Below are 25,933 nucleotides of genomic sequence, written 5' to 3'. Positions count from 1 at the left end.
CCCTTTCTATTCTAAGTGAACTGCTTATTCTTGTTCAGCAGTTTCTTCTGTTGCTTCCGCTTTTGTTGCTTTCTCAGCCTCTTCAGCTTCAAAGGCTGCTTTAGCCTCTCGGGCTGCTTTTTCGCGGGCTTTTTCAAGGTCATCTACGTGGATGACATCTTCGTCCATTCCTTCATCCAAGTCACGAAGTTCCACCTCTTGATCATCTTCGTCAAGGACACGCATGTCAAGACCAAGAGATTGCAATTCTTTCACAAGAACTCGGAAGGATTCTGGAACACCTGGTTTTGGAATTGGTTTTCCTTTTGTAATAGCTTCATAAGCTCTCAAACGGCCGTTGATATCGTCAGATTTGTAAGTCAAGATTTCTTGAAGAACATTTGACGCACCGTAGGCTTCAAGAGCCCAAACCTCCATCTCACCGAAACGTTGTCCACCAAACTGAGCTTTACCTCCAAGTGGCTGTTGAGTAACGGTTGAGTAAGGTCCGACTGAACGCGCGTGCAATTTATCATCAACCATGTGGTGGAGTTTGATCATGTACATGACACCAACTGATACACGGTTATCAAATGGCTCACCAGTACGGCCATCGTAAAGGATTGTTTTAGCATCGCTGTCCATACCTGCTTCTTTAACGGTTGACCAAAGGTCTTCAGAACTTGCTCCGTCAAAGACTGGTGTTGCGATGTGGATACCAAGAGTACGTGCTGCCATACCAAGGTGAAGTTCCATAACCTGACCGATATTCATACGTGATGGCACCCCAAGTGGGTTCAACATGATGTCGACTGGAGTTCCGTCTGGAAGGTAAGGCATGTCTTCTACAGGAACGATACGAGAGACAACCCCCTTGTTTCCGTGACGCCCGGCCATCTTATCTCCGACCTTGATCTTCCGTTTTTGAGCGATGTAGACGCGAACCAGCATGTTAACGCCTGATTGCAACTCATCTCCATTTGCACGGGTAAAGATCTTAACATCACGAACAACACCATCGGCACCGTGAGGTACACGAAGCGAGGTATCACGCACTTCACGAGACTTGTCTCCAAAGATAGCGTGCAAGAGACGTTCTTCAGCTGAGAGGTCTTTCTCACCCTTAGGTGTGACTTTACCTACAAGGATGTCCCCTTCTTTAACCTCAGCACCGATACGGATAATCCCCATTTCGTCAAGGTCTTTAAGAGCATCTTCACCAACGTTTGGAATTTCACGAGTAATTTCTTCAGGCCCAAGCTTTGTATCGCGGGTTTCTGATTCGTATTCTTCGAGGTGGACAGATGTGTAGACATCGTCTTTGACCAAGCGTTCGCTCATGATAACGGCATCCTCGAAGTTGTAACCTTCCCATGTCATGTAGGCAACGATTGGGTTTTGTCCAAGCGCCATTTCCCCTTTTTCCATAGAAGGTCCGTCAGCGATAAAGTCGCCTTTCTCAACGACATCACCAACTTTTACGAGAGTCCGTTGGTTGTAAGCAGTACCTGAGTTTGAACGACGGAATTTTTGGATGTGGTAAACGTCTAGCGAACCATCTTCACGGCGAACTTCTACCTTGTCAGCATCTGCGTAAGTAACTTTACCACCATACTGAGCAATCACAGCAGCACCAGAGTCATGAGCTGCTTGGTATTCCATACCAGTACCAACGTAAGGTGCTTTTGGATCAATCAAAGGCACAGCCTGACGTTGCATGTTGGCACCCATGAGGGCACGGTTGGAGTCATCGTTTTCCAAGAAAGGAATACATGCTGTCGCAACGGCAACTACCTGTTTTGGTGACACGTCCATGTAATCAACCACTTCTGCTGGATACTCCTGGTTGACCCCTTGGTGACGTCCCATGACAACTTTCTCAGCAAAAGTACCATCTTCGTTCAATTTTGAATTAGCCTGTGCTACAGTAAATTCATCTTCTTCATCGGCTGTCAACCAAACGATTTCGTTTGTGACTACACCAGTTTCACGGTCAACCTTACGGTATGGTGTTTGAACAAATCCATACTTGTTCAAGTGTCCGTATGATGACAAGTTATTGATCAAACCGATGTTAGGTCCTTCAGGTGTTTCAATTGGACACATACGACCATAGTGAGTGTAGTGCACATCACGTACTTCATATCCAGCACGGTCACGAGTCAAACCACCAGGTCCTAAGGCTGACAAACGACGTTTGTGAGACAACTCAGAAAGTGGGTTGTGTTGGTCCATGAACTGGGACAATTGTGAAGAACCAAAGAATTCTTTGATCGCAGCTGTCACAGGGCGGATGTTGATAATTTGTTGTGGTGTTAAAACTTCATTGTCCTGAACAGACATACGTTCACGGACATTACGTTCCATACGAGAAAGTCCAAGACGTACTTGGTTAGCAAGCAATTCACCAACTGCACGGATACGACGGTTTCCAAGGTGGTCGATATCATCCACACGTCCGATACCTTCTGCCAAGTTGAGGAAGTAGCTCATCTCTGCAAGGATATCCGCAGGAGTTACAACATGAACCTTGTCATCAGGATTGGCATTTCCGATGATGGTTACAACACGGTCTGGATCCGTTGGGGCAACAACCTTGAATTTTTGAAGGACAACTGGTTCTGTCAGAACAGCTGCATCGTTTGGAATGTAAACAATCTTGTTCAAGTCGCCATCCAAGTGACTCTCGATACTTTCGATCACGCTACGAGTCATAACGGTACCAGCTTCTACCAAGATTTCACCCGTTTCAGGATCTACCAATGGCTCTGCAATGGTTTGGTTGAGCAAGCGTGTTTTAACGTTGAGTTTTTTATTGATCTTGTAACGACCAACTGCTGCCAAATCGTAGCGGCGTGGGTCAAAGAAACGAGCCACAAGCAAGCTACGTGAGCTTTCAGCCGTCTTAGGCTCACCTGGACGAAGGCGTTCGTAGATTTCTTTCAAGGCCTCGTCTGTACGAGAGTCCATTGGATTCTTGTGGATATCTTTTTCAACAGTATTGCGAACCAATTCGCTATCACCAAAGATATCAAAGATTTCATCATCTCCTGAGAAACCAAGTGCACGAACCAAGGTTGTAAATGGAATCTTACGAGTACGGTCGATACGAGTATAAGCGATGTCTTTTGAGTCGCTTTCAAGTTCCAACCAAGCTCCACGGTTAGGGATAACAGTAGAACCGTAACCCACTTTACCGTTCTTGTCTACTTTGTCATTAAAGTAAACCCCTGGTGAGCGGACCAACTGAGAAACGATAATACGTTCACCACCATTGATGATGAAAGTACCCATTTCGGTCATGATTGGGAAATCACCAAAGAAGACTTCTTGAGTCTTGATTTCGCCTGTTTCTTTATTAATCAAGCGGAAGGTTACGAAAATTGGTGCTGAGTAGCTAGCATCGTGGATACGAGCTTCTTCGAGCGTGTATTTTGGTTCCTTGATTTCATAGCCAACAAATTCCAACTCCATTGTGTCTGTGAAGTTTGAAATTGGCAATACATCTTCAAATACTTCCTTAAGACCGTGATCTAGGAAATCTTTGAATGAATCCGTTTGAATTTCAATCAAATTTGGTAAGTCAAGAACTTCTTTGATTCTTGAAAAACTACGACGGGTACGATGTTTCCCGTATTGAACGTCATGTCCTGCCAAGATGATTCTCCTTTGTAAATAAATTCCAAGCCTTGTCAATCAGGCTTTTCTAATCGTCATATGGTTTTAGAAACCCCTATCACCGTGTCCCTTTGATAAATTTTCAGAATCTTTAAATCTTTGTTACAAACACTCAAAAACCTGAAAAAAAGCACAAAAAGAGCAGCTAAATCTGACTTTTTCAGAAGATTTAACTGCTGTGAGCCTTGTCTGGACAATATTTCAGACAAAACCTACGACAAATGATTACTCATATTATACCTTATTTAGCTAGATTTTTCAAGGTTTTTTTACTATTTTTTAAACAATCTTTTCCTATATATTATTTATAATTTCAAGAAAATGAAGCATTATATTTTCTCTTAAAAATTAGGAAAACGCTTGCACTAATGTTTACCTCGTGCTATACTGTTAGGGAACAACTACACAAGGAGAATTGTGATGAAAAAGATCCCATCTCAAACTGAGAAAAAAATGATTTACGGTATCCGTTCCTTGAAGAACGGAACTGGTTCTGTCCTTATTGGTGCCAGCATTGTCCTGCTTTCTGCTGCAATGCCAACTATTTCGGCCAACGAAAACCTGCCTCAAACTCAGGAAAATACCAGCGCTGTGACCAAGGCCCCTACTGAGACTGAAACGAGTCAAACTCAAAAGGAAACGCCTATTTCTGAACAAAAGAATGCAAACGCTTCCCTTGATTCTAAAAAGGAAGCTCCAGCTGCGGAAACTACTACAGCACCAGAAACACCTAAAACAGAAGATGCTACTACAAGCCAAGCTAACAGCAAGGAAGAGAAAGTAGATGCCAGCACTTCGGCGCCAACTTCTGATCAAAAGCCACAAGCTGACACATCTTCTGAAGAACCCATCGCAGACAACCACTTCCGCATCCATGTAAAAAAACTCCCTGAAGAAAACAAAGATTCTCAAGGTCTTTGGACTTGGGACGATGTTGAAAAACCGTCTGAAAACTGGCCCAATGGAGCTAAGTCATTCAAGGATGCCAAACAAGATGACTACGGCTATTATCTGGATGTCAAACTCAAAAATGAGCAAGCCAAGAAAGTCAGCTTCCTTATCAACAATACCAAAGGTGATAACTTGACGGGGGACCGTTCAGTAGAGCGCCTCTCTCCAAAAATGAATGAGGCCTGGCTAGATGAAAACTACAAGGTATATAACTACCGCCCTCAACCAGCAGGAACTATTCGTGTCAACTACTACCGCACCGATGGCAACTATGATAAAAAATCTCTTTGGTATTGGGGCGATGTCAAAAACCCAAGCAGTGGAGAATGGCCTGACGGTACTGACTTCACTGCAACTGGAAAATATGGCCGTTACATTGATATCCCGCTCAATGAAGCTGCAAGAGAATTTGGATTTTTATTACTAGACGAAAGCAAGAAAGGCGATGATGTGAAAATCAGAAAAGAAGATTATAAATTCACTGATCTAAAAAATCACAGTCAGATTTTCCTCAAGGATGATGACGAAACCATCTACACTAACCCCTACTATGTGCACGATATCCGCATGACTGGTGCCCAACACGTGGCTAAATCTCGTATCGAAAGCAGTTTTTCTACCCTCGTTGGAGCTAAGAAAGACGATATCCTCAAACACTCCAGCATCACTGATTACCAAGGGAATAAAGTAGCTATCACAGACGTGGAAGTGGATGAGGCAGGTAAAAAAGTGACCTATATCGGCGACTTCTCTGACACTCAACACCCGTACACTGTCAGCTACAATTCAGACCGCTTTACCACACGTTCAAGCTGGCGCCTCAAGGATGAGTCCTACAGTTACGATGGTCCACTCGGCGCAACTCTAAAAGAAGATGGCAAGCGTGTTGATCTCACCCTCTGGTCTCCGAGTGCCGATAAAGTTTCCGTTGTCGTCTACGACAAGAAAGACCCTGAAAAAGTAGTCGGAACTGTTGCCCTTGAAAAAGGAGAAAAAGGAACCTGGAAACAAACTCTGGATGCAAACTCTGGTCTCGGCATCAGCAACTATACTGGCTACTACTACCACTACCAAATTGAGCGCCAAGGTAAAACTGTCCTCGTTCTTGATCCTTATGCCAAATCACTAGCAGCCTGGAACAGCGACCTTGCAAAAAAAGATGCTGCCCATAAAGTTGCTAAAGCTGCCTTTGTGGACCCATCTAAACTAGGCCCACAAGACTTGACCTACGGTAAGATTCGCAACTTCAAATCGCGCGAAGATGCTGTCATCTATGAAGCCCATGTTCGTGACTTCACCTCAGATCCTGCCATCGCAAAAGACTTGACCAAACCATTTGGTACCTTTGAAGCCTTTATCGAAAAATTAGACTATCTCAAAGACTTGGGTGTGACCCATATCCAACTCCTTCCAGTCTTGTCTTACTACTTTGTCAATGAATTGAAGAACCAAGAACGTTTGTCTGCCTACGCTTCAAGCAACAGCAACTACAACTGGGGATATGATCCTCAAAACTACTTCTCCTTGACTGGTATGTACTCTAGTGATCCTAAGGATCCAGAAAAACGTATCGCAGAATTCAAAAACCTCATCAACGAAATCCACAAACGTGGCATGGGGGCTATCTTGGATGTGGTCTACAACCATACTGCCAATGTTGACATTTTTGAGGATATTGAGCCAAACTACTATCACTTTATGGACGCAGACGGAACTCCACGTACTAGCTTTGGTGGCGGTCGTTTGGGAACTACCCACTATATGTCTAAACGTGTCTTGGTAGACTCTATCAAGTATCTGGTTGAAACCTACAAAGTAGATGGTTTCCGCTTTGATATGATGGGCGACCACGATGCGGCTTCTATCGAAGAAGCGTACAAGGCTGCACGCGCCCTCAATCCAAATCTTATCATGCTAGGTGAAGGCTGGAAAACCTATACTGGTGATGAAAATGCACCTGTACAACCTGCTGATCAGTCTTGGATGAAGAAAACAGATACTGTCGCAGTCTTTTCAGACGACATCCGTAACAACCTCAAGTCTGGCTATCCAAACGAAGGTCAACCTGCCTTTATCACAGGTGGCAAACGCGATATCAACACTATCTTTAAAAATCTGATTGCTCAACCAACTAACTTTGAAGCAGACAGCCCTGGAGATGTTATCCAGTATATCGCAGCCCATGATAACTTGACCCTCTTTGACATCATTGCCCAGTCTATCAAAAAAGACCCAAGTAAGGCGGAAAACTACGCTGAGATCCATCGTCGTTTGCGACTTGGAAACCTCATGGTCTTGACTGCTCAAGGAACTCCCTTTATCCACTCTGGGCAGGAATATGGACGTACCAAACAATTCCTTGATCCAGCCTATAAGACTCCTGTTCCTGAAGATAAGGTTCCAAACAAGTCTCACTTGTTGCGCGACAAGGACGGGAAGCCGTTTGTCTATCCTTACTTTATCCATGACTCTTACGACTCTAGTGATGCTGTCAACAAGTTTGATTGGACAAAGGCAACAGATGGTAAAGCCTTCCCTGAAAATGTCAAGAGCCGTGACTACATGAAAGGATTGATTGCTCTTCGTCAATCTACAGACGCCTTCCGACTCAAGAGTCTACAAGATATCAAAGAACGCGTCCACCTCATCACTGTCCCAGGCCAAAATGGTGTTGAAAAAGAAGACGTGGTCATCGGCTACCAAATCACTGCTCCAAACGGAGATATCTATGCAGTCTTTGTCAATGCGGATGATAAGGCCCGCGAATTCAACTTGGGAACTGCCTTTGCTCACTTGAGAAGGGCTGAAGTCCTCGCAGATGAAAATCAAGCCGGACCAGTAGGAATTTCCAACCCTCAAGGTCTTGAATGGACTGAAAAAGGCTTGAAATTGAACGCTCTCACTGCTGTCGTTCTCCGCTTGTCTCAAGGTGGGGCCATCGTTGCCCCAGCTATGGAAGAAAAACCAGAATTTGATCTTTCTAGCTTGGAAGTTGAACCAGAACAAGGTCAAGCTCAAAACCTAGCAGCCAATCCCGAAACTCAAGAAACTGCTGCAGAGGCTCACTCTCAGAACCTCCTTCCAAACACAGGAACCGAGAATAAATCCCTTCTTGCCCTTGCTGGATTCAGCATCCTTGCCCTTCTTGGACTTGGATGGTTGATGAAAAACAAGAAAAAGAAATAACACTCAATGAAAATCAAAGGGTAAGCTAGGAAGCTAATCGCGGGCTGCTCAAAGCACAGCTTTGAGCTTGTAGATAAGGCGAAGCTGACCTGATTTGAAGAGATTTTCGAAGAGTATAACCTAGCCCCTCCTATAGAGAAAACACCCCATGGTCAGAAGAATCTTCTAGTCATGGGGTGTTGTTTTTATAATACACTTGTCTATCAAATCATATATTCTACGCTATAGGTGGCATCTGATAAGATACGAGCCAGGAACTGCTTGGTTCGTTCTTCTTGTGGACGACTAAAGAAATCGTGGGGATTGTTCTCCTCTACGATACGGCCCCCGTCCATGAAAATAACGTGGTTGGCGACATCTCTAGCAAATCCCATTTCATGCGTGACGACCACCATGGTCACACCTTCTCCCGCCAACTGTTTCAGAACATCCAAAACATCTCCAACCAACTCAGGGTCTAGTGCAGATGTTGGTTCATCTAGCAAAATGACCTCGGGCTTGACGGCAATGGCACGCGCAATTCCTATTCGTTGTTGTTGCCCTCCAGATAGCTGGGAAGGGTAGTAGTCTTTGTAGGCCAGTAAACCAACTTTCCCCAAGGCAGATTCTGCACGTTTGAGCGCTTCTTCCTTAGGAACTTTACGAGCCACGATTAGACCTTCTAGAATATTTTCCAGAGCAGTTTTGTTTGCAAATAGATTGTAGTGTTGGAAAACAAAGGCTGTTTTTTGGCGAATTTCTAGAATGTCTTTCTTGCTCAATTTGGATAAGTCATAGGTTTTTCCTGCCAAGGTCAAACGGCCACTGTCAGCTTTTTCTAAGTGGTTGAGACAACGGAGAAAGGTCGTTTTCCCCGAACCTGATGGTCCTAAAATAACGACGACATCCCCTTGGTTGACCTGAAGATTGACATCCTCTAGCACCTGCCTCTCACCAAATGTTTTTGCGATATGTTCTACTTGTAACATGCTGTCCTCCTATACAAAACGCGCGCTAGATGTTTTTGCCCTCTTTTCTTTTTTCACATAGCCTTTCTCCAGTAGGGAGAAGCCCCACTGAATCAAACCACAGATCAAAATATACTGCAAAAAGATCACAAAATAAGACTCAAAATACTGGTAACCGTAGGACGCTTCCACACGAGCAATAGCGGTGATATCCTTGATAGTCATAACAAAGACCAGGGAGGTCCCTTTGACGATATTGATCACCAGATTGTCCAAGTTAGGCAAGGCTGAGCGCAAGGTTTGAGGAAACACAATCCTTAGATAAGCCTGGGTCGTAGTCAGCCCAATCGCATGCGCCGCCTCTAGTTGTCCCTTGTCCACCGTCAAGATAGCTGAACGCAAAATCTCCGACAAACTCCCGACTGTCATCAAGCTATAAATGATAAAGGCATAGTAGAGAGGATCAAGTTTGAAAATATCAAAGTCACTTCCTATGCTTTTGAGAAATTGATTCAGCAAACTTGGAAACAAACTATAAAAGAAGAGAATCAATAAAATCGGAGGAGTCGCTCGGATAAAAGCCAGATAGACCAGAGAAAAACTCCTCACCCCTCGAACCTTATAAATCTGCCCCAAGGCCAAAAATAGAGCCGGTAAAAAGCTTAAGACCATAGCCACAATCATGATAATCAAGGTGATTGGCACACCCTTCAAGGTCTCCAGAAAGGTCTTTACAATATAGTCTATATCCATTTCTTACCTCCCTTTTGTTTCCAAAGACTTCTCAAGCAAACGACTCAAGCTAGAAATAACCAAGGCAATCCCCCAGTAAAGAAGTGCAACTGCCGTATAGGTTTCCAGAGAGTAGTTCCCTAAATTGCGACTGATCAAGAGACTCCCTGCCCCCATAACATCAACAAAACCAATCGTATAGGCCAAGGCAGCATCCCGCATGAGATTGAGAATAGCGGTCGTTATATTGGGAAGAGCAACTTGAAAAGCTTGGGGAAAAATGATTCTCCAAAAAGTCTGACTTGGAGTCAAACCAATACTAAGCCCAGCCTCTGTCTGCCCCTTTGGAATAGCTTGATAGCTCGCCTTGAAAACCTCGGCAACAATAGCCGCAAACAAGAGAATCATCGTCAGGAGAACAAAAATAGTTTTAGACCAGTTGTTGATATCCAAACCAAGCCACCATTTCAGAAATTCTGGCAAGCCATAAAAGACTAGAAAAAGCAAGACAATCGGCGGTGTACAACGAAGGGTGAAAATATAGCCTTTGGAAATCGCTGAAAAACTCTTGTCTTCTCCTACTTGCGCCCAGGCCAAGAGACCTCCAAAAAGGGAACCAAGAAGAGTGGTAAAAAAGAGAATGGACAAGGTCATAGGAAGTGCCTGCCATAAGGTCGGTAAAAACTGAAAGACCTTGGAAAAATCATAAGAAACCATGCAAAACCCTCTCTAGTCTTGGAATTTCTGGTCTAGTCTTTGTCTACGTAACTAAAGACATCTTCTTTAAAGTATTGCTGAGATAGCTTAGCAAGCGTGCCATCTTCTTTCAACTCTTTGATTGCTTTTTCGTATTCTTTAGCGAATTTCTCCCCCTTTTCATCACGGTGAATCAAGGGATAAGTTGGAATACCCTTGTATGGGAACCAGCTGAGTTTATCCGCATATTGGTGGTAAGGGCCATCTTCTGCTGTAACTGCTTTTTCAAAGGACAGTTTGATATCAAAGAAGGCGTCATAACGTCCTTCTAAGACCCAGGCATAGGCATCTGCCACTTTAAAAGATTCAGCTGCTGTTAGCTCAATCGGTGCATCCTGATGTTTTTCATTGTAGCTGGTGATGACATTCCATTGGGCATTCTGTGGAGAGATGGGAACCAATTTCCCTTTATTCTTAGCAAAGTCATCAATAGTTTTGTATTTCTGTTCACCTTCTTTTCTGACAGTAAATCCGATGATGCTCGCTCCGACTGGTTCAGATGGAATGACAAACTTTTTAGCTCGTTCTTCTGTGTACCAAGCTCCCTTGGTTCCGATGTCATACTTGCCTGATTCCAGACCAATCAAGAGGTCGTCATCACTGGTACCCGTATATTCAAATTGATAGTTTGCCAACTTCTCATCAACAGCCTTCAAAACAGCTACTTCATAACCATCTGATTCCCCTTTTTCATTGATAAAGTCATAAGGTACATAGTTTTGTGTATGGGCAACCTTCAAGGTTATGACTTCAGCAGACGAAGCCGTTTCTCCCTCCTTGGCTGGAGCGCCAGCTAAACTTCTCCCGATAATCGTTGCCCCAATTACTGCAACAACTGCTACACCACCGATAATCCATGCTTTTTTACTCATTTTTTTCTCCTTTAGTTTTCAAGCGCTTCTCTCACCCACTGGATACGTTCAACTGCGATATCACTTGGAATGGTACAATCTGCCCCAAGTACCAAGCCCTGTTCCCCAGCTTCTGCAACTAGTTTCTTTGCCTCAGCCTGAATGGCGTCCTTGCTACCAGTATACAGTAAGCCTGTCTTACCATTTTCGAATCCTCCAAGAACCGTACGTCCCTTGAAAATCTCACGACCTTCCTTGAGAGTGATTCCCTCTGGTCCTACAGCCCAGTTAATGACTTGGGCTGGATAGTCTGCAAAAAGGTGAATATCATTTCGCGCTCCCTCGTAGCCACAGATATGAAGAACAGTAACACCATCAACAGCACTAGCTGCTTCCAGAACAGTTATCTCGCTAGGTGCAATGACGGCTTGATAATCTGCTGCCGACACTCGTTGATCTTGGATACTTTGCACGCTGAGGTAGATTCCATCAGCACCAGCCTCTTCGATGACAGCTTGGCTGAGACTAGCAATATCCTCTGCAATCACATCCAACACCTTTTTAAGGGCTTTAGGATCTTCCACCAGAAAGTCTGCAATAAGGTCATCTCCGCCAGACACTTCCCCAAGTAGCCACTTAAGATAGGTCACAGGAGCAAAAATATTGTAAATCGCAACGATATCTTCTGTAAACTCTTGCTTGATTTTCTTAACCAAGTCCACCTGCTCTTTTATCCAAGCGTGATCTGGTCCGAGTGGTTGAATGGTCGCCAATTCTTGAAGTGATTTTCCTTTGGCAATCGCTGGATTTGGATAAGCAAAGTAGCCATCACTCATGAGTTTGATAAAGTCTGGCTGAACTTCTCGGATAAAGCGCTTATGGCCCTCGATATTCTTCTCGATAATGACTGGATTTGAGAATCCTTGTAGCCATTCGTCTTCGGATGTGAAATGGTGCCAAAAGCCAACTGGCACATGATCAACCTTTTCACCTTTAAATGCTTTTAAAACCCATTCTCTTTTTTCTGACATTCTTATTCTCCATTTCTTACTTTTTCAACTAATAAACTACTTGCGATATCATTCGAGCGTAGAAAGGGGAGACTGGACTTGGAAAAATCCTGAACTCCATGACATCTCTCTCCATTTTTACAGTGCTGATTTTTTACGACGCTTATGGCAACCAAGGCCAGCAAACCGACAACTGCAATGAAGATGCCCCATCTTTTACTTTTCATAGCTCCTCCTTTTAGAGAACAGCTGCCTGCCGAATCCAGTCCAACCTCTCTAAGTCAAAGTCATCTGGAACAGTACAGTCAGCTCCCAGAAGAACGCCTTTACTACCAGCTTCAGCCAGCAACCGTCTTGTTTCATTTTGCAATTCCGCCTTGGAACCTTGATAAAGCAAGCTTTTCTTGCCATTTTCAAATCCACCTAAAACGGCCTTACCTGGAAACAACTCTTGACCCTTTGTCAAACTAACATCCTCATGATGAGTCGCCCAGTTGACCACTTGAGCTGGATAGTCCTTAAATATCGTCACATCATTGCTCGCACCTTCAAAACCACAGATATGGAGGATATTGGTCCCACCAACCTGATTGGCTGCCTCCAAAATCGCTATATTGCTCGGTTCGATGTAGGTTTGATATAGTGCTGGTGTGATGCGCTCATCTTGAATTTCCTGGGTGCTGAGGTAAATCCCGTCGACTCCACCTTGCTGGATGATTTTCTGAGTTAGGATAGCAATATCTCCTGCAATCACATCTAGAATCGCTCTGAACTGCTCAGGATTTTCAAGCAATAGATCAGCCACTTCCCTATCTCCTCGAGAAGTTTCTGTACGGAACCAGCGCTTGAAGTAGGAGATAGGGGAAAAGATATTGTAGAAAGAAACAATTTCTTCTGTAAAGGTCTCTCGAATCGCTTGTACCACTTCCACCTGTTGCTGAATCCATGGGTGTTCCTCACCAATCGATTCAATAGAAGTCAGCTCCTGAATGCTTGCGATCTTAGGACTATAGACATTACTTGGATAAAGGAAAAAACCGTCGCTCATAATTTTGACAAAATCAGGGCGAATCCTTTCTACATAATTGCGATGCCCATCAACACTTTTTTGCAAGATCCGTGGATTGTTTAATCCCTGCCCCTTTTCTTCCAGTGTTACAAAATGAAACCAAAATCCCACAGGAACTCTTTCCACTTCATCGCCTCGAATCGCTCTAAAGACTAAATCTCTTTTACTTGCCATACCTTTCTCCTTCCATTTGGATTGAAACCATCTTACCACTCCTTTTCCCCTTTTCCCAATATATATTGACTATCAACTCGATTAGAAATTTTTATATCTATAAAGAAAAAATCCCTGAAAAGCCTGATGTTACTAGCCTTTCAAAGATTCACTTTATTTTCATCTATTTTCCAAAAAGAAGCTGATATAGATTTTCTATCAAGCCGATTGAATTTTTTTATATCCATCTTCATTCCCAAATTAAGTACATGATTTTATCCTAATACCAAATTACTACTGAAAAATTTCTTTTCTCTCGATATTTCCTTGCACAAATCCCATGAAAACGCTACAATATTAATAGACTATTATTAGGAGGATGGGATTATGAAAATATCCAAAGTTACCATTACAATTGCTTCTACACTTACTTCCGTCATTTTACTGACTGGCTGTGGCACAAATTCGGCAAATTCACAGACAACACAAAGTAGTACATCTGATAATCAGGTTACCATGACCTATGATCAGTTGCGTTCAAGAGAGAACACTATGTCAACTCTTTGGTATCAAAAAGCAGCTGAAACCAAGGCACTCTATCTACAAGGTTACAATGTCGCTACTAATCGTTTGAAAGAACTACTAAAAACACAGACAGATAAACCCTACTCTATCGTTTTGGACTTAGACGAAACCGTATTAGACAATAGCCCTTATCAAGCGCAAAATGTCAAAGACGGAACAGCATTTACCCCAGAAAACTGGGATGTCTGGGTAAAAAAAGCCGCAGCCAAGGCTGTACCAGGTGCTAAAGACTTTCTCCAATTTGCAGACCAAAACGGTGTCCAAATTTACTATGTATCTGACCGCACGATAGATCAGGTAGATGATACGATCAAAAACCTAGAAAATGAAGGAATTCCTGTACAAAGCCGCGATCATCTCATGTTCTTAGAAAAAGGCGTCAAATCTAAAGAAGGTCGTAGACAAGCAGTCCAAGAAAAAACCAACTTAGTCATGCTACTAGGAGACAATCTTGTAGACTTTGCAGAGTTTTCAAAGACCTCTGAAACTGAGCGCGACCAAAAATTAGAGGAATTACAAAAAGAGTTTGGTGAGAAATTCATCATTTTCCCTAACCCAATGTACGGATCATGGGAAAGTACTGTTTACAATGGTAATAAATTGGATGCCAAGGGTCAAACTGAAGAGCGCCAAAAAAACTTACAAGGGTTTGATAAATAAAATAAGGGAGCTATCTACCAGTTTACACCAACCACAAGATATCGTATTTGCGAGAATAACGAAAAAGACGATTTTCAAGCGGAAATCGTCTTTTAATAAGGAATCAATCCCTCAGAGTGTTCGCTCATATAGTCTGCTAACCAGTTCATACCATAGACTATTTCAAAGGCCTCTAGTTCCGTCATATACCTAGCAATTACTTTCCTATCTATTTTTGATACTTTCTTTCAACACATCATAAACACGACCTTTGTTAATTGAGCTAAAAAAGAGCGATGATTTATAACAAAATCAGTACTTTCTATCACAAAATTTCATGTACTTGTCGTAAAATACTTTGGACAGGCTAATCTGAATGACAATCAATTTACCATCAACTCTTTGAGAAACGGACTTCTCCAATTCAAGATGTACTTCATTTAGTATATGTGTAGCCATAAATCATATTTTCTAGGTGGTTTATACATGACTGTTCGTCAGGGAAAGCAAATATGCAAAATTTAGAAATTTTGATATAATAGAACTATCAAAAAGTAAAGGAACGATTGGTATGAAAGCAATCACAGCTCACAGCTCACAGCTCACAGCTCACGCTGATTATGTAATCAAGCGTATTTTTTGTCAAGCCCTAAAACAGACTTTTTCACATTTTTGTGAGAAGGTCTTTTCTGTTGTGTATGAAAGTGAGGGACTTGTATGAATCAGGCATTCGAAACAGCGATTCAACAAGCCCTGCGAGAGGTGGTAGAAAGCTTTGATGAACAGTATGTAGCTGAGGGACTATTAAAAAAAGGCGCTATTATAACCGATTTAGATAATTATAAACCCGAGTTGGTTGAAAAGATTTTGACAAATGCAATTCTAAATGAAGCATTTACCGAGGATATTGCTGGTGCGACAATTTTGAAAATCAACGATATCATTCAAATGCTTGAAGTTGATGAATATTGGTCAAACTCTTACACGCGTTACACTAACAAAATTGGATTAGCAGCAAATAATCGCTATCTAGATGAAACAACAGACGTTGTCCTAAATTTCCCCTACAAAGATGGTATCTTAAAAGCTGGTATGACTAAAGATGATGTATCGAGGGAAGATGCTGAAGAATCCTTTTTAAATGAGATAGTTGCTAGAGAGGAGATTGATGTCCTCCTTGATGAAAAGATTTTTAAAAATGCTAAGAAATATGACAAAAATGGCTCTTCTCCTGTATCAGAAATCAAGGATACGGATAACCTGATTATCAAGGGAAACAACCTGTTAGCACTCCACAGTTTGAAAAAACGATTTAGTGGAAAAATTAAAAGTATAATTATTGATCCACCTTACTATTTTAAAAAAACTAAGAGTAGTGATGCATTTAATTATAATTCAAATTTTAAATTATCTACTTGGTTAGTTTTTATGAAAAATAGATTAGATGTTGCCACGGAGCTGCTATCTGATGAAGGATTATGCATAATTATAGTTGGAGAAGAAGGATATGCTCAATTAAAATTATTAGCAGATAATATATTTGGAGAGGATAAATATATTGGTACGATTTCGTGGAGAAAATCTGATAATCAAGCAAATATTGGAGAATTTGCAAAAGTAACAGATTATATACTTATTTATAAGAAATCGAGTGGGAAATTAAATAAGTTACCACTAACCGACAAAGCTAGAAAAGAATATCGTTATTCAGATGAGAACGGTTATTTCAGACGACAAATTTTATTGCATAAGACTAGGGGTAAATATAATTATGAACTAACAACTCCTACAGGAAAAAAACTTTATGGCCCCTGGATGAAAGAGAAAGAAGAAATAGAACGGTTAGATAATTTAGGAAAGATATATTGGACACGAGGTGGGCAAGAACAACCATATGGTAAACTATATTTACAAGATTCGGAGGGTCAAATACCAAATGATTTTTGGGATAACTCATTTGGTACGAATCAACGTGGAGCTGAGGAGATTAGAGAGTTATTTCGTGGTGATAGGTTATTTGATTTTCCAAAACCTGAAAGACTTATTTATAATTTGATAAAGATTAGTAGTGAAGAAGGAGATCTTGTCCTTGACTTCTTTATGGGTTCGGGAACTACTGCAGCAGTTGCTCACAAGATGAATCGTCAGTACATCGGTATTGAACAAATGGATTATATTGACACCGTAGCTGTTGAGAGATTAAAGAAAGTTATTGATGGAGAACAAGGTGGCATTTCTCAAGATGTTGCTTGGTCTGGCGGCGGTTCATTCATTTATGCTGAGTTAATGGACAAAAATGCGACCTTTATTGATGCTGTTCTTAACTCTAAACATTCTGATGAATTAAAGGCTATCTTTGACGACATGAAAGCCACACTTGATTTTGATTTCAGAGTGGATTTACAAGAAGTTGACCAATCTATCTGGGATGAAGATTTTGAAATGCAGAAAAAAATTCTTGTGAAGATTATTGACAAAAACCAGCTCTATCACAACTACTCCGAAATTGATGATGAAACCATTAAATCGCAATTATCCCAATCAGATTATGATTTTAATAAGAGTTTTTATGGGGAGAAATGATGGTTAGAAAAGCAAAGAAAAAAGAACTGATCTTTGAACTCTTCGATGAATTGAAACAGCTGGATATGGATATTTTGAACGAACAGCATGGTTGGGAATTACCACAGTATATTGTAGAAAATCTCAAGCATGAACCACGTTCTTATCAGAGTGAAGCTATTCGCTATTTTCACTACACTCAAGCATCAGATACTTTTACGTTTCGAAAGCCAAGACAACTCATGTTCAATATGGCAACTGGTTCGGGAAAGACTGATTTGATGGCTGGCTTAATCCTCTATCTCTATAAAGAAAAAGGGTATCAAAATTTTCTGTTTACAGTGAATACAAATGGTGTTCTGAGTAAGACCATTGATAATCTAACGAATGCTCAATCTACTAAGTTTCTTTTCAATTCCAACTTAGAAATTGATGGGGAACATATCTTTATCACCCAGATTTCAGGAAGATTTCCAGATTTTCCTAATAAAAATGTAATTAATATTAAGTTTGTTTCAATTCAAACATTGACAAATGACCTCTTCACACAGGCAGAAAATATCATGTCATTAACAGATTACCAGAAGACAAAAATGGTTATTCTGGCGGATGAAGCCCATCACTATTCTGCTTCTACGAAAAAGAAAAATAAAGCAGAATTGGAAAAAGTCTCATGGGAAAAATGCCTACTTTCTCTTCTTCACGCACATGCTGATAATCTCTTGCTAGAATTTACCGCAACACTTGATTTTGACGATGAGACCATTTATCAAAAATATCGAGATAAGATTATTTACCGTTATACCTTGGATTCATACATCAAAGAGCGATATTCAAAAAATGTAAGACGCATTCAGACGGGGAATTCCAATGAAGATAATATGCTTAGTACCGTTCTTCTGAGTGAATATCGTCGCAAGTTTGCTCTAGAAAAATTTGGGATTGAGATAAAACCAGTCATTCTTTTCAAATCGCATAAAATCGATGCTTCCTATGAAGCAAATAATCTATTCAATGAGATGATTGATAGTCTGACCGTGGAAAGTTTAAGGTCGTTCCTTATTTCACAATTGAAAAGTGTATCAGAGGAGCAAAGCCATACCCTACAGCTAGCTTATCAGTATTATCTCGAAAAGGATGATCTTTCAACTGTTGTTCGAGAAATTAAGCGTGGTTTTTCACCAGCTAGAATTCTAAATGCAAATGATTCAGATAGTGGCTCAAAAGGGTTGCTAGAAACAGGACAGTACCAAGCCCTCAATTCGCTTGAATCGCCCAATAATCTGTACCGTGTAGTCTTTGCCGTAGCAAAATTAACAGAAGGTTGGGATGTCCTCAATCTTTACGATATCGTTCGTATTAGCAACTTGGGAAAAATGAATGATAAAAGAGATGCTAAATCAACCAATTCCGAGGCTCAGTTGATCGGACGTGGGGCGCGATACAATCCTTTCTCCTTAAATCAAAAGATTTCTTACCAAAGACGATTTGATGAATCAGATGAAACAGCAAGTCTTTTGTTGGAAACACTACACTACCATACCCTTAATGAACCGCAATACATCAAGAATTTGATGGCATCACTTGATAAGATGAATCTTGCGACTGGGATTGATGAAAAAAATCCTCCAATTGAAATCAAACTGAAACCCTCTTTCAAGAAAACCCAAATCTTTAAAACAGGTAAGCTTTACTATAATGAAACTGAGGAAATTCCTGACAGTCTCTATGTGAATTTACGTGCATATGGTATTGAAATTTCTAAGCTAGCCAATGTAACCTATTTTAAATCCACCTATGAAACAGCTTACCTTTCAGCTGAAGCAATAGAGTTAAAAACGTCCCCATTGAGGGGAATTGATATTCGTTATTTTAAAAAATCAATTAACCGCTCTAACTTTTTCCGATTTGAAAATCTGAAAAGATATCTTCCAAATCTCAAGTCTATGGAAGATTTTTGGAGAGAAAATTGGCTAGATTTGCAAAATCTTACACTCTCTGTCACAACAGAAAAAGAAACCATTGTAAAAGATTTTTCCGCTATGGAAAAGCTGAAAATTGTTGATAACTTTTTTAACCTACTGGCTGCCCAAATAAAGGCAGGCTATCGCAAAGCAAGAGGTACGAACCGCTTTATCGGATATCCAATTACAGAATATCTCGTTGATTATCGCAAACGAATACCTAATTATGATACAGCTAAACAGAGTGGCTCCTTCATCGAACAAAAAGTAGCTAATATTAGTTTTGAAAAATTTGACTTTTTTGCTTACCAATCTGCTATAATCAATAGAAATGAAGAAAATTTAGTTAATGCTATCGCCAATCATATTGATGAACTAAGAGAACAATACGGTGATGTTTTCCTCATTCGAATGGACGAAAACATGCTAAAGGGGACAGATAAAGTTGAACGATTGAAATTGCACCAATTTGAAGAGAATCCACGGGAAATCAATTTTTCAGGATTTCAACCAGACTTTATCCTACTTCTTCAAAATAAGGATTACTATCTTCAAATCTTCATTGAACCCAAAGGTGAACAATTGGCAGAAAAAGATAGATGGAAGGAGGAACTTCTTTCATATATCAACGACCATCAAGAAGACTTGATTTTCGAAGATGAAATTGATGGAGTTATCATCAAAGGACTTAAATTCTATAATCAAGAAAATAGTAAACAAACACTCAATCAATTAGCACAGATAGCTCTTGAAAAACCACATTTTGGTGGAAATATTAGGCTGGACTTATTCTAAGTATCAAAAAGACGATTTCCGCTTGGATAATCGCCTTTTTTGCTATTTTATCTTGTAGTTGGTATAAACTGGTATATATTCCCTAGAAAGTATGCTCTATCCCTTGTACCAACTGTAGTCCCCATTAATCGGTGTGTAGCTGTCATAGTCTTTCATCTGAATGGAAGTTCTATCTGCACTATCAAAAATCGTTCTTTCTGTTCTTTTGATTCCCTCTGAGTTTGGGACTGATCCAGCCTAGCATAGCAATAATACTTTATTTCCTTTCAGGATAAATAACTTAGTCATTAATACAGCGGCTCCTTACTCAAGGATACCAAGAGAAAGCCAAAAAGCCTAGACTGACTAGACTTTTTGGATCTATAATATTTGTAGTGGGTAAATTCCCTATGGATATTATAGAGCCTCTTTTGTTGTAGAAAAAAGGTCCCATATAATCTATAATGAAAAGCGACCAAACCATCATTAGAAAGAGTTATATGGAACAACTAAATCTTATCACAAACTTACTCAGAATGAAAGACCAAAATATCGTTATCACTGATGAATATGGCCTAGGAACTCACTTAGAACTCCATGGCTACTTGGATTACATACCTCCTAAATGTCCTTCCTGCAAGGGAGAAATGGCTAAATACGACTTCCAGAAAACCTCTAAGATTCCCTACGTAGAAACAGCTGGTTTCCTACTGCTTATCCGTCTTCGAAAACGCTGGTTCAAGTGTAAAGAATGCGAGAAAATGGCTGTCGCCGAAACTCCTCTTGTCAAGAAGAACCACCAAATCTCTGTCGCAGTTAACCAGAAAATTGCCCAATTACTTATCGAGAACCAAGCAATGACACATATTGCTCCCAGATGTCATGTCCTGGGATGAGTATGCTTTTAAGAATAGGAAAATGAGCTTTATAGCTCAAGATTCCAATTCCCTAAATGTCATCGCCATCCTTGACGGAAGGACACAAGCAACCATCCGAAATCACTTCCTACGCTATCCTAGACAGGTTAGAAAACAGGTCAAAGTCATTACTATGGATATGTTTAGCCCCTACTACAAATTGGCTAAACAGCTTCGCTTTCTAATTTCTAGGCTCAGGCTGAAACAGTCTCCCAGACTGTTGCACTCCCTAATGCAAAAATAGTACTCGACCGCTTCCATATTGTACAACATCTCAGCCGTGCTATGATATGAGTCGTGTATGTGTCCAAATCATGAATCAATTTGAGCGAAAATCCCATGAACACAAGGCCATCAAGCGTTATTGGAAGCTCATTCAACAGGATAGCCGTAAACTCAGCGATAAGTGATTCTATCGCCCTACTTTTCGGTTGCACTTAACCAATAAAGAAATTCTAGACAAGCTGTTAAGCTATTCAGAAGAATTAAAACACCACTATAAGCTCTAATCAGCTCTTACTTTTTCACTTTCAGAACAAGGACTCTGACAAATTTTTTGGACTCATTGAGGACAATCTAAGGCAGGTTCATCCTCTTTTTCAGACTGTCTTTAAAACCTTCCTCAAGGATAAAGAAAAGATTGTCAACGCCCTTCAACTACCCTATTCCAACGCAAAGTTGGAAGCAACTAATAATCTCATCAAACTTATCAAACGAAATGCCTTTGGTTTCAGGAACTTTGAAAACTTAAAAAAGCGAGTTTTCATCACTCTGAACATACAAAAAGAGAGAACCAAACTGGTCCTCTCTAGATGTTCGCTTTTCATCTACCCACTACAGTTGACAAAGAACCTTAAAAAATAAGACAGTAACCTCAGAATAGCTACTGTCTTATCTCTTTTTTTACTTAAAGCCTTAATAGACTTGACAAATGGTAGAAAAGATCCTTTTAAGGAAGATATGTTCATTGCAAACAAATCATATCAATTAGAAAGCTTAGTCTTCTTTCTTCTTACGAGCCACAAGACCAAATCCACTCAATACTCCGAGAAGTCCAAGTGCTGCTAGGCTAGCATTGTCTTCTGTACCTGTATTTGGAAGTTCATGTTGGCCATCCATATATTGAGGTGTAGAAGGTGCTGCTGGTTGAACTGGAGTTGGGGTTGGTTGTGGTACTGGAACGTAGTTGATTGGTGTGTCCTTAGTTGGATCGCTTGGTATGTTTGGTACTTCGTATCCTTTAGTTGGATCATTTGGATCAACTGGTTTCAGTGGGTTTCCGTTTGGATCTACCGGAGTGAATCCTGGGACGTAAGGTACGTGTGGTTTATCACTTCCTGGTTTTGTCGGATCTTTCGGATCGTTTGGATATGGAATTGGATTTGTTGGTGTTCCTGGGATATTTGGTACCCATGATCCTAACTTATCGTAAACAACTGTTTCGTTGATATCTTTGATTGTATCCGGTGTTACTTTAATATCTTTAGTTGATGATTCTAAATCACCAGCTTTAGCGATGTATCCTTTAACTACTGGTACTGGGTATCCGTTGAAGATATCGTCGTTACGATCTGTTGTCCATTCTACATATGTGATTTCTCCTGTTACTAAGTTAACTTTAGCATCACGAGTGAATTTAATTGTTTCAACACGAGTTTCAGATACTTCTTTTCCGTCACGATCTACATACTTGATAGTACGTGTAGCTGATTTCTCAGTTACAAGATCTTTCACAGTACTTGGCCATACTGGGCTGTTTGGATCGTTAGGGAATACTGGTTTACCTGGTTCTGGTGTAGATGGCGTTACTGGAGTTCCATCTGGGTTTTTCGGTAAGTTTGGATCATTTGGATCTACTGGTTTACCTGGTGTAACTGGAATGATTCTTTCAGCTACTGTTACATTGAAGATTTGATCTACAGATTTATCTTTATCAAATACTCTGTCTGTATCTTTAGATGGGAAGTCGTTCTTAACTACTCTATATCCAGCTTTTTCAAGTTTTTCAATAGTCTTAGTTACTTCATCAACTTTAGACTTAGTGAAGTTAGCTCCTGAATCACCTTCATCTACTACTGGAGTTGATACTACTTTACCATTTTCAGTTACGAAGGTGATAATCGCTTTTTGACCATCTTTCACATAACTGATTGGTGTATCCTGAGTTGGATCGTTTGGAATTGGTGGTGGGTTGTAACCCTTGCTTGGATCGCTCGGATCTTTCGGTGTCAATGGTGTTGTGCCATCTGGGCCTACTGGTGTAGTTCCTGGTACATGTGGAATCAATGGAAGATCAGTACCTGGTTTCGTTGGATCTGTTGGATCGTTTGGATATGGAAGGTTTGGTACTTTTGGAAGTCCGTCTGGTACATTTGGTACGTATGAACCGAGCTTCTTGTATTGTACAACTTCTTCGCTATCCTTATCATCAGGAGTCACTGTCTTCGCTGCTACATTCGCCTTATCTGCCACGAATCCAGTTACGACTGGTGTGTCTTCTTGGGCCAATTCTTTCGTAGCTGGTGTCCATGCGCCGAAGGTTTCAACGCCAGTTACACGGTTGCGTTCACCTGTACGTGTGAAGGTTGCTTCTTGAGTTACTGGAGCTTTCAGAGCTGGACGACCGGCTGTCTCACCATCTGCGTATTCGTACTTGATGGTACGAGTAACCTTGCTATTCAATTTAGCTGGGTCTGTAATTGGATCTTTACCTTGACGGTAAACGTAGGTTACTGTACCGTTGTTACCCCAGTCAGCCAGACTTCCTGAAGGTAGCAAACTACCCTTTTTCAACCCAACAAAGTCATAGTTTGGGATGGATTTTTGTTCAGTGGTATAAGTTTTACCTTTGAAGGCACCTTGTGGATAGCTTACTGAGCCCTCAGCAATTTCTCGACCTTGCTCATCTTCATAACGTACGCCAACAGAAGCACCTTGGTAGAAATCAAAACTTTCAATCTTAAACTGTTGCAAGTTCTTGTTGCCACCAGTCGAAGCTGTAACCACCATAGACATCAGTTCTTCTGGAGAGTTGACCGTCTTCTTCCATTGTTTTTCACCGAGATTACTTCTATAAGTAACTGTCAATTCCTTGGTTGCACCATCATACTGGATAGTAAAGTCATGGAATTTACCGTCTATGTCACTTGAGTCCAAAGGTTGGGCGCTACCAGCGTCTGTCTCAGCCCACCAACGATCATATTCGCCATTTTGTCCTTTAATTTTTTTAAAAGTGGTATTTACCCAGGAACCGAACTGTCCTAGATTAGGGTCTTCAGCCCAACCATATTCGAAGAAAGTCGCGTCGTTAGTATCAAAACGTCCTCCTTTTGGTGGCACGTAGAGATTCCGGTAAGTATCCAATTTGAAACCAGTTGCGTTACGCAAACCACCGATACCAAGGTTACCACCGGAGGCACCTAGATCTGTTATATTCCCTGTATGGAAGGCAAAACCGATACCATCGGCACCACCTTTAGCTTGTGTCTTGTCACCAAGGTTAACCGCACCAATCAGCTTGAAGCTTTGGTTCATATTAATCTTACTATTCAGACTGAAATTACCTCCCTTAGAGGTTTCATCTGGAGTAAGGGTTACGATACCGTTATCTTTGTCATAGGTAGCTGAGCCATTCAATTTGAAATAGTCAAGGAAGTTTTCTTTTGTTACAGTTACCTTCCCTGTTTGTGAGGTAGACGAACGGAAGCCACTTTCTCCTGCTTTACGGAAACCAGAATAACCTTTATCCACTTCGCGTTGGGCAGCAGCCAATGTGGAATTTGCTTTGCTTCGTGCTATTTCATTTGGTGTTTTGCTAGCTGTTGCCAAACTAGCTGCTTGGCTAGCTGCTTTTTCAACTGATACCTTAGGTTCTACAGCAGCAGTTTCATCTGCAGCTGCTTCAGATGAAACTGCAGTTGACTCCGCAGTAGCTGAAGTAGCTGGGCTAACTCGAGCCTCAGACTGAGTTGCAGCAGTTGATTGGCTAGTCGCTACTGAAGCTTTAGATACTTCCGAAGTAGCTTCTGATTTAACATTCTTGTCTTCTACTTTGCTAGATGAATCTTCTGCAGAGGTAGAAGATACTGTAGATGTAGCACTTGAAACTGCATTGCTTTCAGCAACAGTTGTTACGGTTGAATCCTTACCTACGGCCGACTCAGAATCATCCATTCTCGAATTTTTCCCTGAATCTGGCACAGAGGTCGTTTTCTCCGTAGAGGTACTTGAAGAATCTGCCGTAGCTAGCGTATCGGCTGAGACAACATTCCCCCCAAAGAACATGAAAGCTGCGACTGCTACAGAAGCCACACCTGCACTAAACTTACGCACTGAATATCGAAGTCGCTTTTCAGCGCTTGCTCTGCGTAACCTGCGTCGTGCATTTTTATCCATAAATATTTCTCCTTTTTTAAAAATATGAGTCAACTAGCTATTTGCAATATTCTAACTATTCGATATTTAAAACATATGCAATATGCAGTTGTTGATTTAATGTTAAACTTTTAACACCATATCACAGCTATAATATCCTTTTTTCTCCATTTTGTCAAGATTTTTTACCATTTCATTTCCGGATGTAACAAAAATGTAACATTGTGTTGCAAACTTCTAAATGCATAATTTTCATTTATCCAAAAATGACCTGTCTACTTCTTGCTACAAAAATCGAAAAGAAGCGACCTTCCGAAGCGAAAGGAAGCCCAGTCCAGCCACTGGTTAAAGCACTTAACTCTAACGCTCTTCCCACTTTTGTATACGATAAATAAGAGGGATTTATAATGTTAGAAGATACTCGTCAAAAAATCATTAATACTTTTTTGAATTAGCCTTAGAACATCCTGATAAAACAACCTTTATTGTATCAGAAATTGCCCGCCAAGCTGGACTCACGCATCAAGCCATTTATCGAAAACATTTTAGAAATTTTCAAAAAATTATTGACCATATACATGCTATGATTGATGAGCAAATTCACCAAGTTTATAGTAATTATGATATGGTTAAAGATGCTAATCCCTTTGATTACGTAGTCGATAATGTTCTTTCTGCTATTTATGAGGGAATAAGGTAGATTGCTTGTCTATATACTTCTGCAATTGCTCCTTCTTTTGAACAATTTATGTCTCCACCTATATCAAACAGGGGATGGAAAATGTGCACCCTCAAAGTAAAGAATT

Annotated in this window: 13 protein-coding genes and 1 pseudogene; 5 read left to right on the top strand and 9 right to left on the bottom strand. The window is 40.8% G+C overall.

Annotated elements, in window-relative coordinates; genetic code table 11:
• Window positions 1-24: 24 nt before the first annotated feature.
• Window positions 25-3,636 carry a DNA-directed RNA polymerase subunit beta gene (gene rpoB, locus MK396_RS01805; protein WP_268723484.1) on the bottom strand — a complete coding sequence of 1,204 codons (3,612 nt, stop codon included), beginning with the start codon at window positions 3,634-3,636 and terminating at the stop codon, window positions 25-27.
• Between the two features lie 441 nt (window positions 3,637-4,077).
• On the opposite strand from rpoB, the gene MK396_RS01800 reads away from it, so the two are divergent.
• A complete protein-coding gene (locus MK396_RS01800; protein ID WP_268723483.1) occupies window positions 4,078-7,794 on the top strand; it encodes a pullulanase in 3,717 nt (1,238 codons plus the stop codon).
• A 203-nt stretch (window positions 7,795-7,997) separates the two neighbouring features.
• Here the strand turns inward: MK396_RS01800 and MK396_RS01795 are convergent, their stop codons facing one another.
• From MK396_RS01795 to MK396_RS01765, 7 genes are read right to left on the bottom strand one after another with little or no spacing between them, the layout of a single operon-like run.
• Window positions 7,998-8,762: an amino acid ABC transporter ATP-binding protein gene (locus tag MK396_RS01795; RefSeq protein WP_268723482.1), complete on the bottom strand. Its 765-nt coding sequence runs from the start codon at window positions 8,760-8,762 to the stop codon at window positions 7,998-8,000.
• 9 nt (window positions 8,763-8,771) lie between these two features.
• A complete protein-coding gene (locus MK396_RS01790; protein WP_268723481.1) occupies window positions 8,772-9,494 on the bottom strand; it encodes an amino acid ABC transporter permease in 723 nt (240 codons plus the stop codon).
• 3 nt (window positions 9,495-9,497) lie between these two features.
• On the bottom strand, window positions 9,498-10,190 hold the full coding sequence (locus tag MK396_RS01785) for an amino acid ABC transporter permease (RefSeq protein ID WP_268723480.1): 693 nt from the start codon (window positions 10,188-10,190) through the stop codon (window positions 9,498-9,500).
• A gap of 32 nt (window positions 10,191-10,222) precedes the next feature.
• A complete protein-coding gene (locus tag MK396_RS01780; protein ID WP_268723479.1) occupies window positions 10,223-11,101 on the bottom strand; it encodes a transporter substrate-binding domain-containing protein in 879 nt (292 codons plus the stop codon).
• 11 nt (window positions 11,102-11,112) lie between these two features.
• A complete protein-coding gene (locus MK396_RS01775; RefSeq protein ID WP_268723478.1) occupies window positions 11,113-12,111 on the bottom strand; it encodes a uroporphyrinogen decarboxylase family protein in 999 nt (332 codons plus the stop codon).
• Between the two features lie 2 nt (window positions 12,112-12,113).
• Window positions 12,114-12,317: a hypothetical protein gene (locus MK396_RS01770; RefSeq protein ID WP_000837740.1), complete on the bottom strand. Its 204-nt coding sequence runs from the start codon at window positions 12,315-12,317 to the stop codon at window positions 12,114-12,116.
• Window positions 12,318-12,328: 11 nt separating this feature from the next.
• On the bottom strand, window positions 12,329-13,333 hold the full coding sequence (locus tag MK396_RS01765; RefSeq protein WP_268723477.1) for a uroporphyrinogen decarboxylase family protein: 1,005 nt from the start codon (window positions 13,331-13,333) through the stop codon (window positions 12,329-12,331).
• A gap of 366 nt (window positions 13,334-13,699) precedes the next feature.
• Between MK396_RS01765 and MK396_RS01760 the strand changes: the two genes are divergently transcribed.
• The 4 genes and pseudogenes from MK396_RS01760 to MK396_RS01745 all read left to right on the top strand — a co-directional run bounded on the left by MK396_RS01760 (window position 13,700) and on the right by MK396_RS01745 (window position 21,617).
• The gene (locus tag MK396_RS01760) at window positions 13,700-14,557 is read left to right on the top strand and encodes a 5'-nucleotidase, lipoprotein e(P4) family (protein ID WP_084945082.1); all 858 of its coding nucleotides are present in this window, start codon (window positions 13,700-13,702) and stop codon (window positions 14,555-14,557) included.
• 696 nt (window positions 14,558-15,253) lie between these two features.
• Window positions 15,254-17,119 carry a site-specific DNA-methyltransferase gene (locus MK396_RS01755; protein WP_268723476.1) on the top strand — a complete coding sequence of 622 codons (1,866 nt, stop codon included), beginning with the start codon at window positions 15,254-15,256 and terminating at the stop codon, window positions 17,117-17,119.
• The gene (locus tag MK396_RS01750) at window positions 17,119-19,857 is read left to right on the top strand and encodes a DEAD/DEAH box helicase family protein (RefSeq protein WP_268723475.1); all 2,739 of its coding nucleotides are present in this window, start codon (window positions 17,119-17,121) and stop codon (window positions 19,855-19,857) included. The genes MK396_RS01755 and MK396_RS01750 overlap by 1 nt, the downstream gene beginning before the upstream one ends.
• Window positions 19,858-20,336: 479 nt before the next feature.
• Window positions 20,337-21,617 (top strand): annotated as a pseudogene (locus tag MK396_RS01745) (transposase).
• A gap of 132 nt (window positions 21,618-21,749) precedes the next feature.
• Here MK396_RS01745 and MK396_RS01740 read toward each other — a convergent pair.
• The gene (locus MK396_RS01740; RefSeq protein ID WP_268723474.1) at window positions 21,750-25,148 is read right to left on the bottom strand and encodes a lectin-like domain-containing protein; all 3,399 of its coding nucleotides are present in this window, start codon (window positions 25,146-25,148) and stop codon (window positions 21,750-21,752) included.
• Window positions 25,149-25,933: the final 785 nt, after the last annotated feature.

This window comes from Streptococcus oralis (assembly GCF_026782235.1).
Classification (GTDB): Bacteria; Bacillota; Bacilli; order Lactobacillales; family Streptococcaceae; genus Streptococcus; species Streptococcus oralis_CC.
This window is presented reverse-complemented; position numbering and strand designations above follow the sequence as displayed.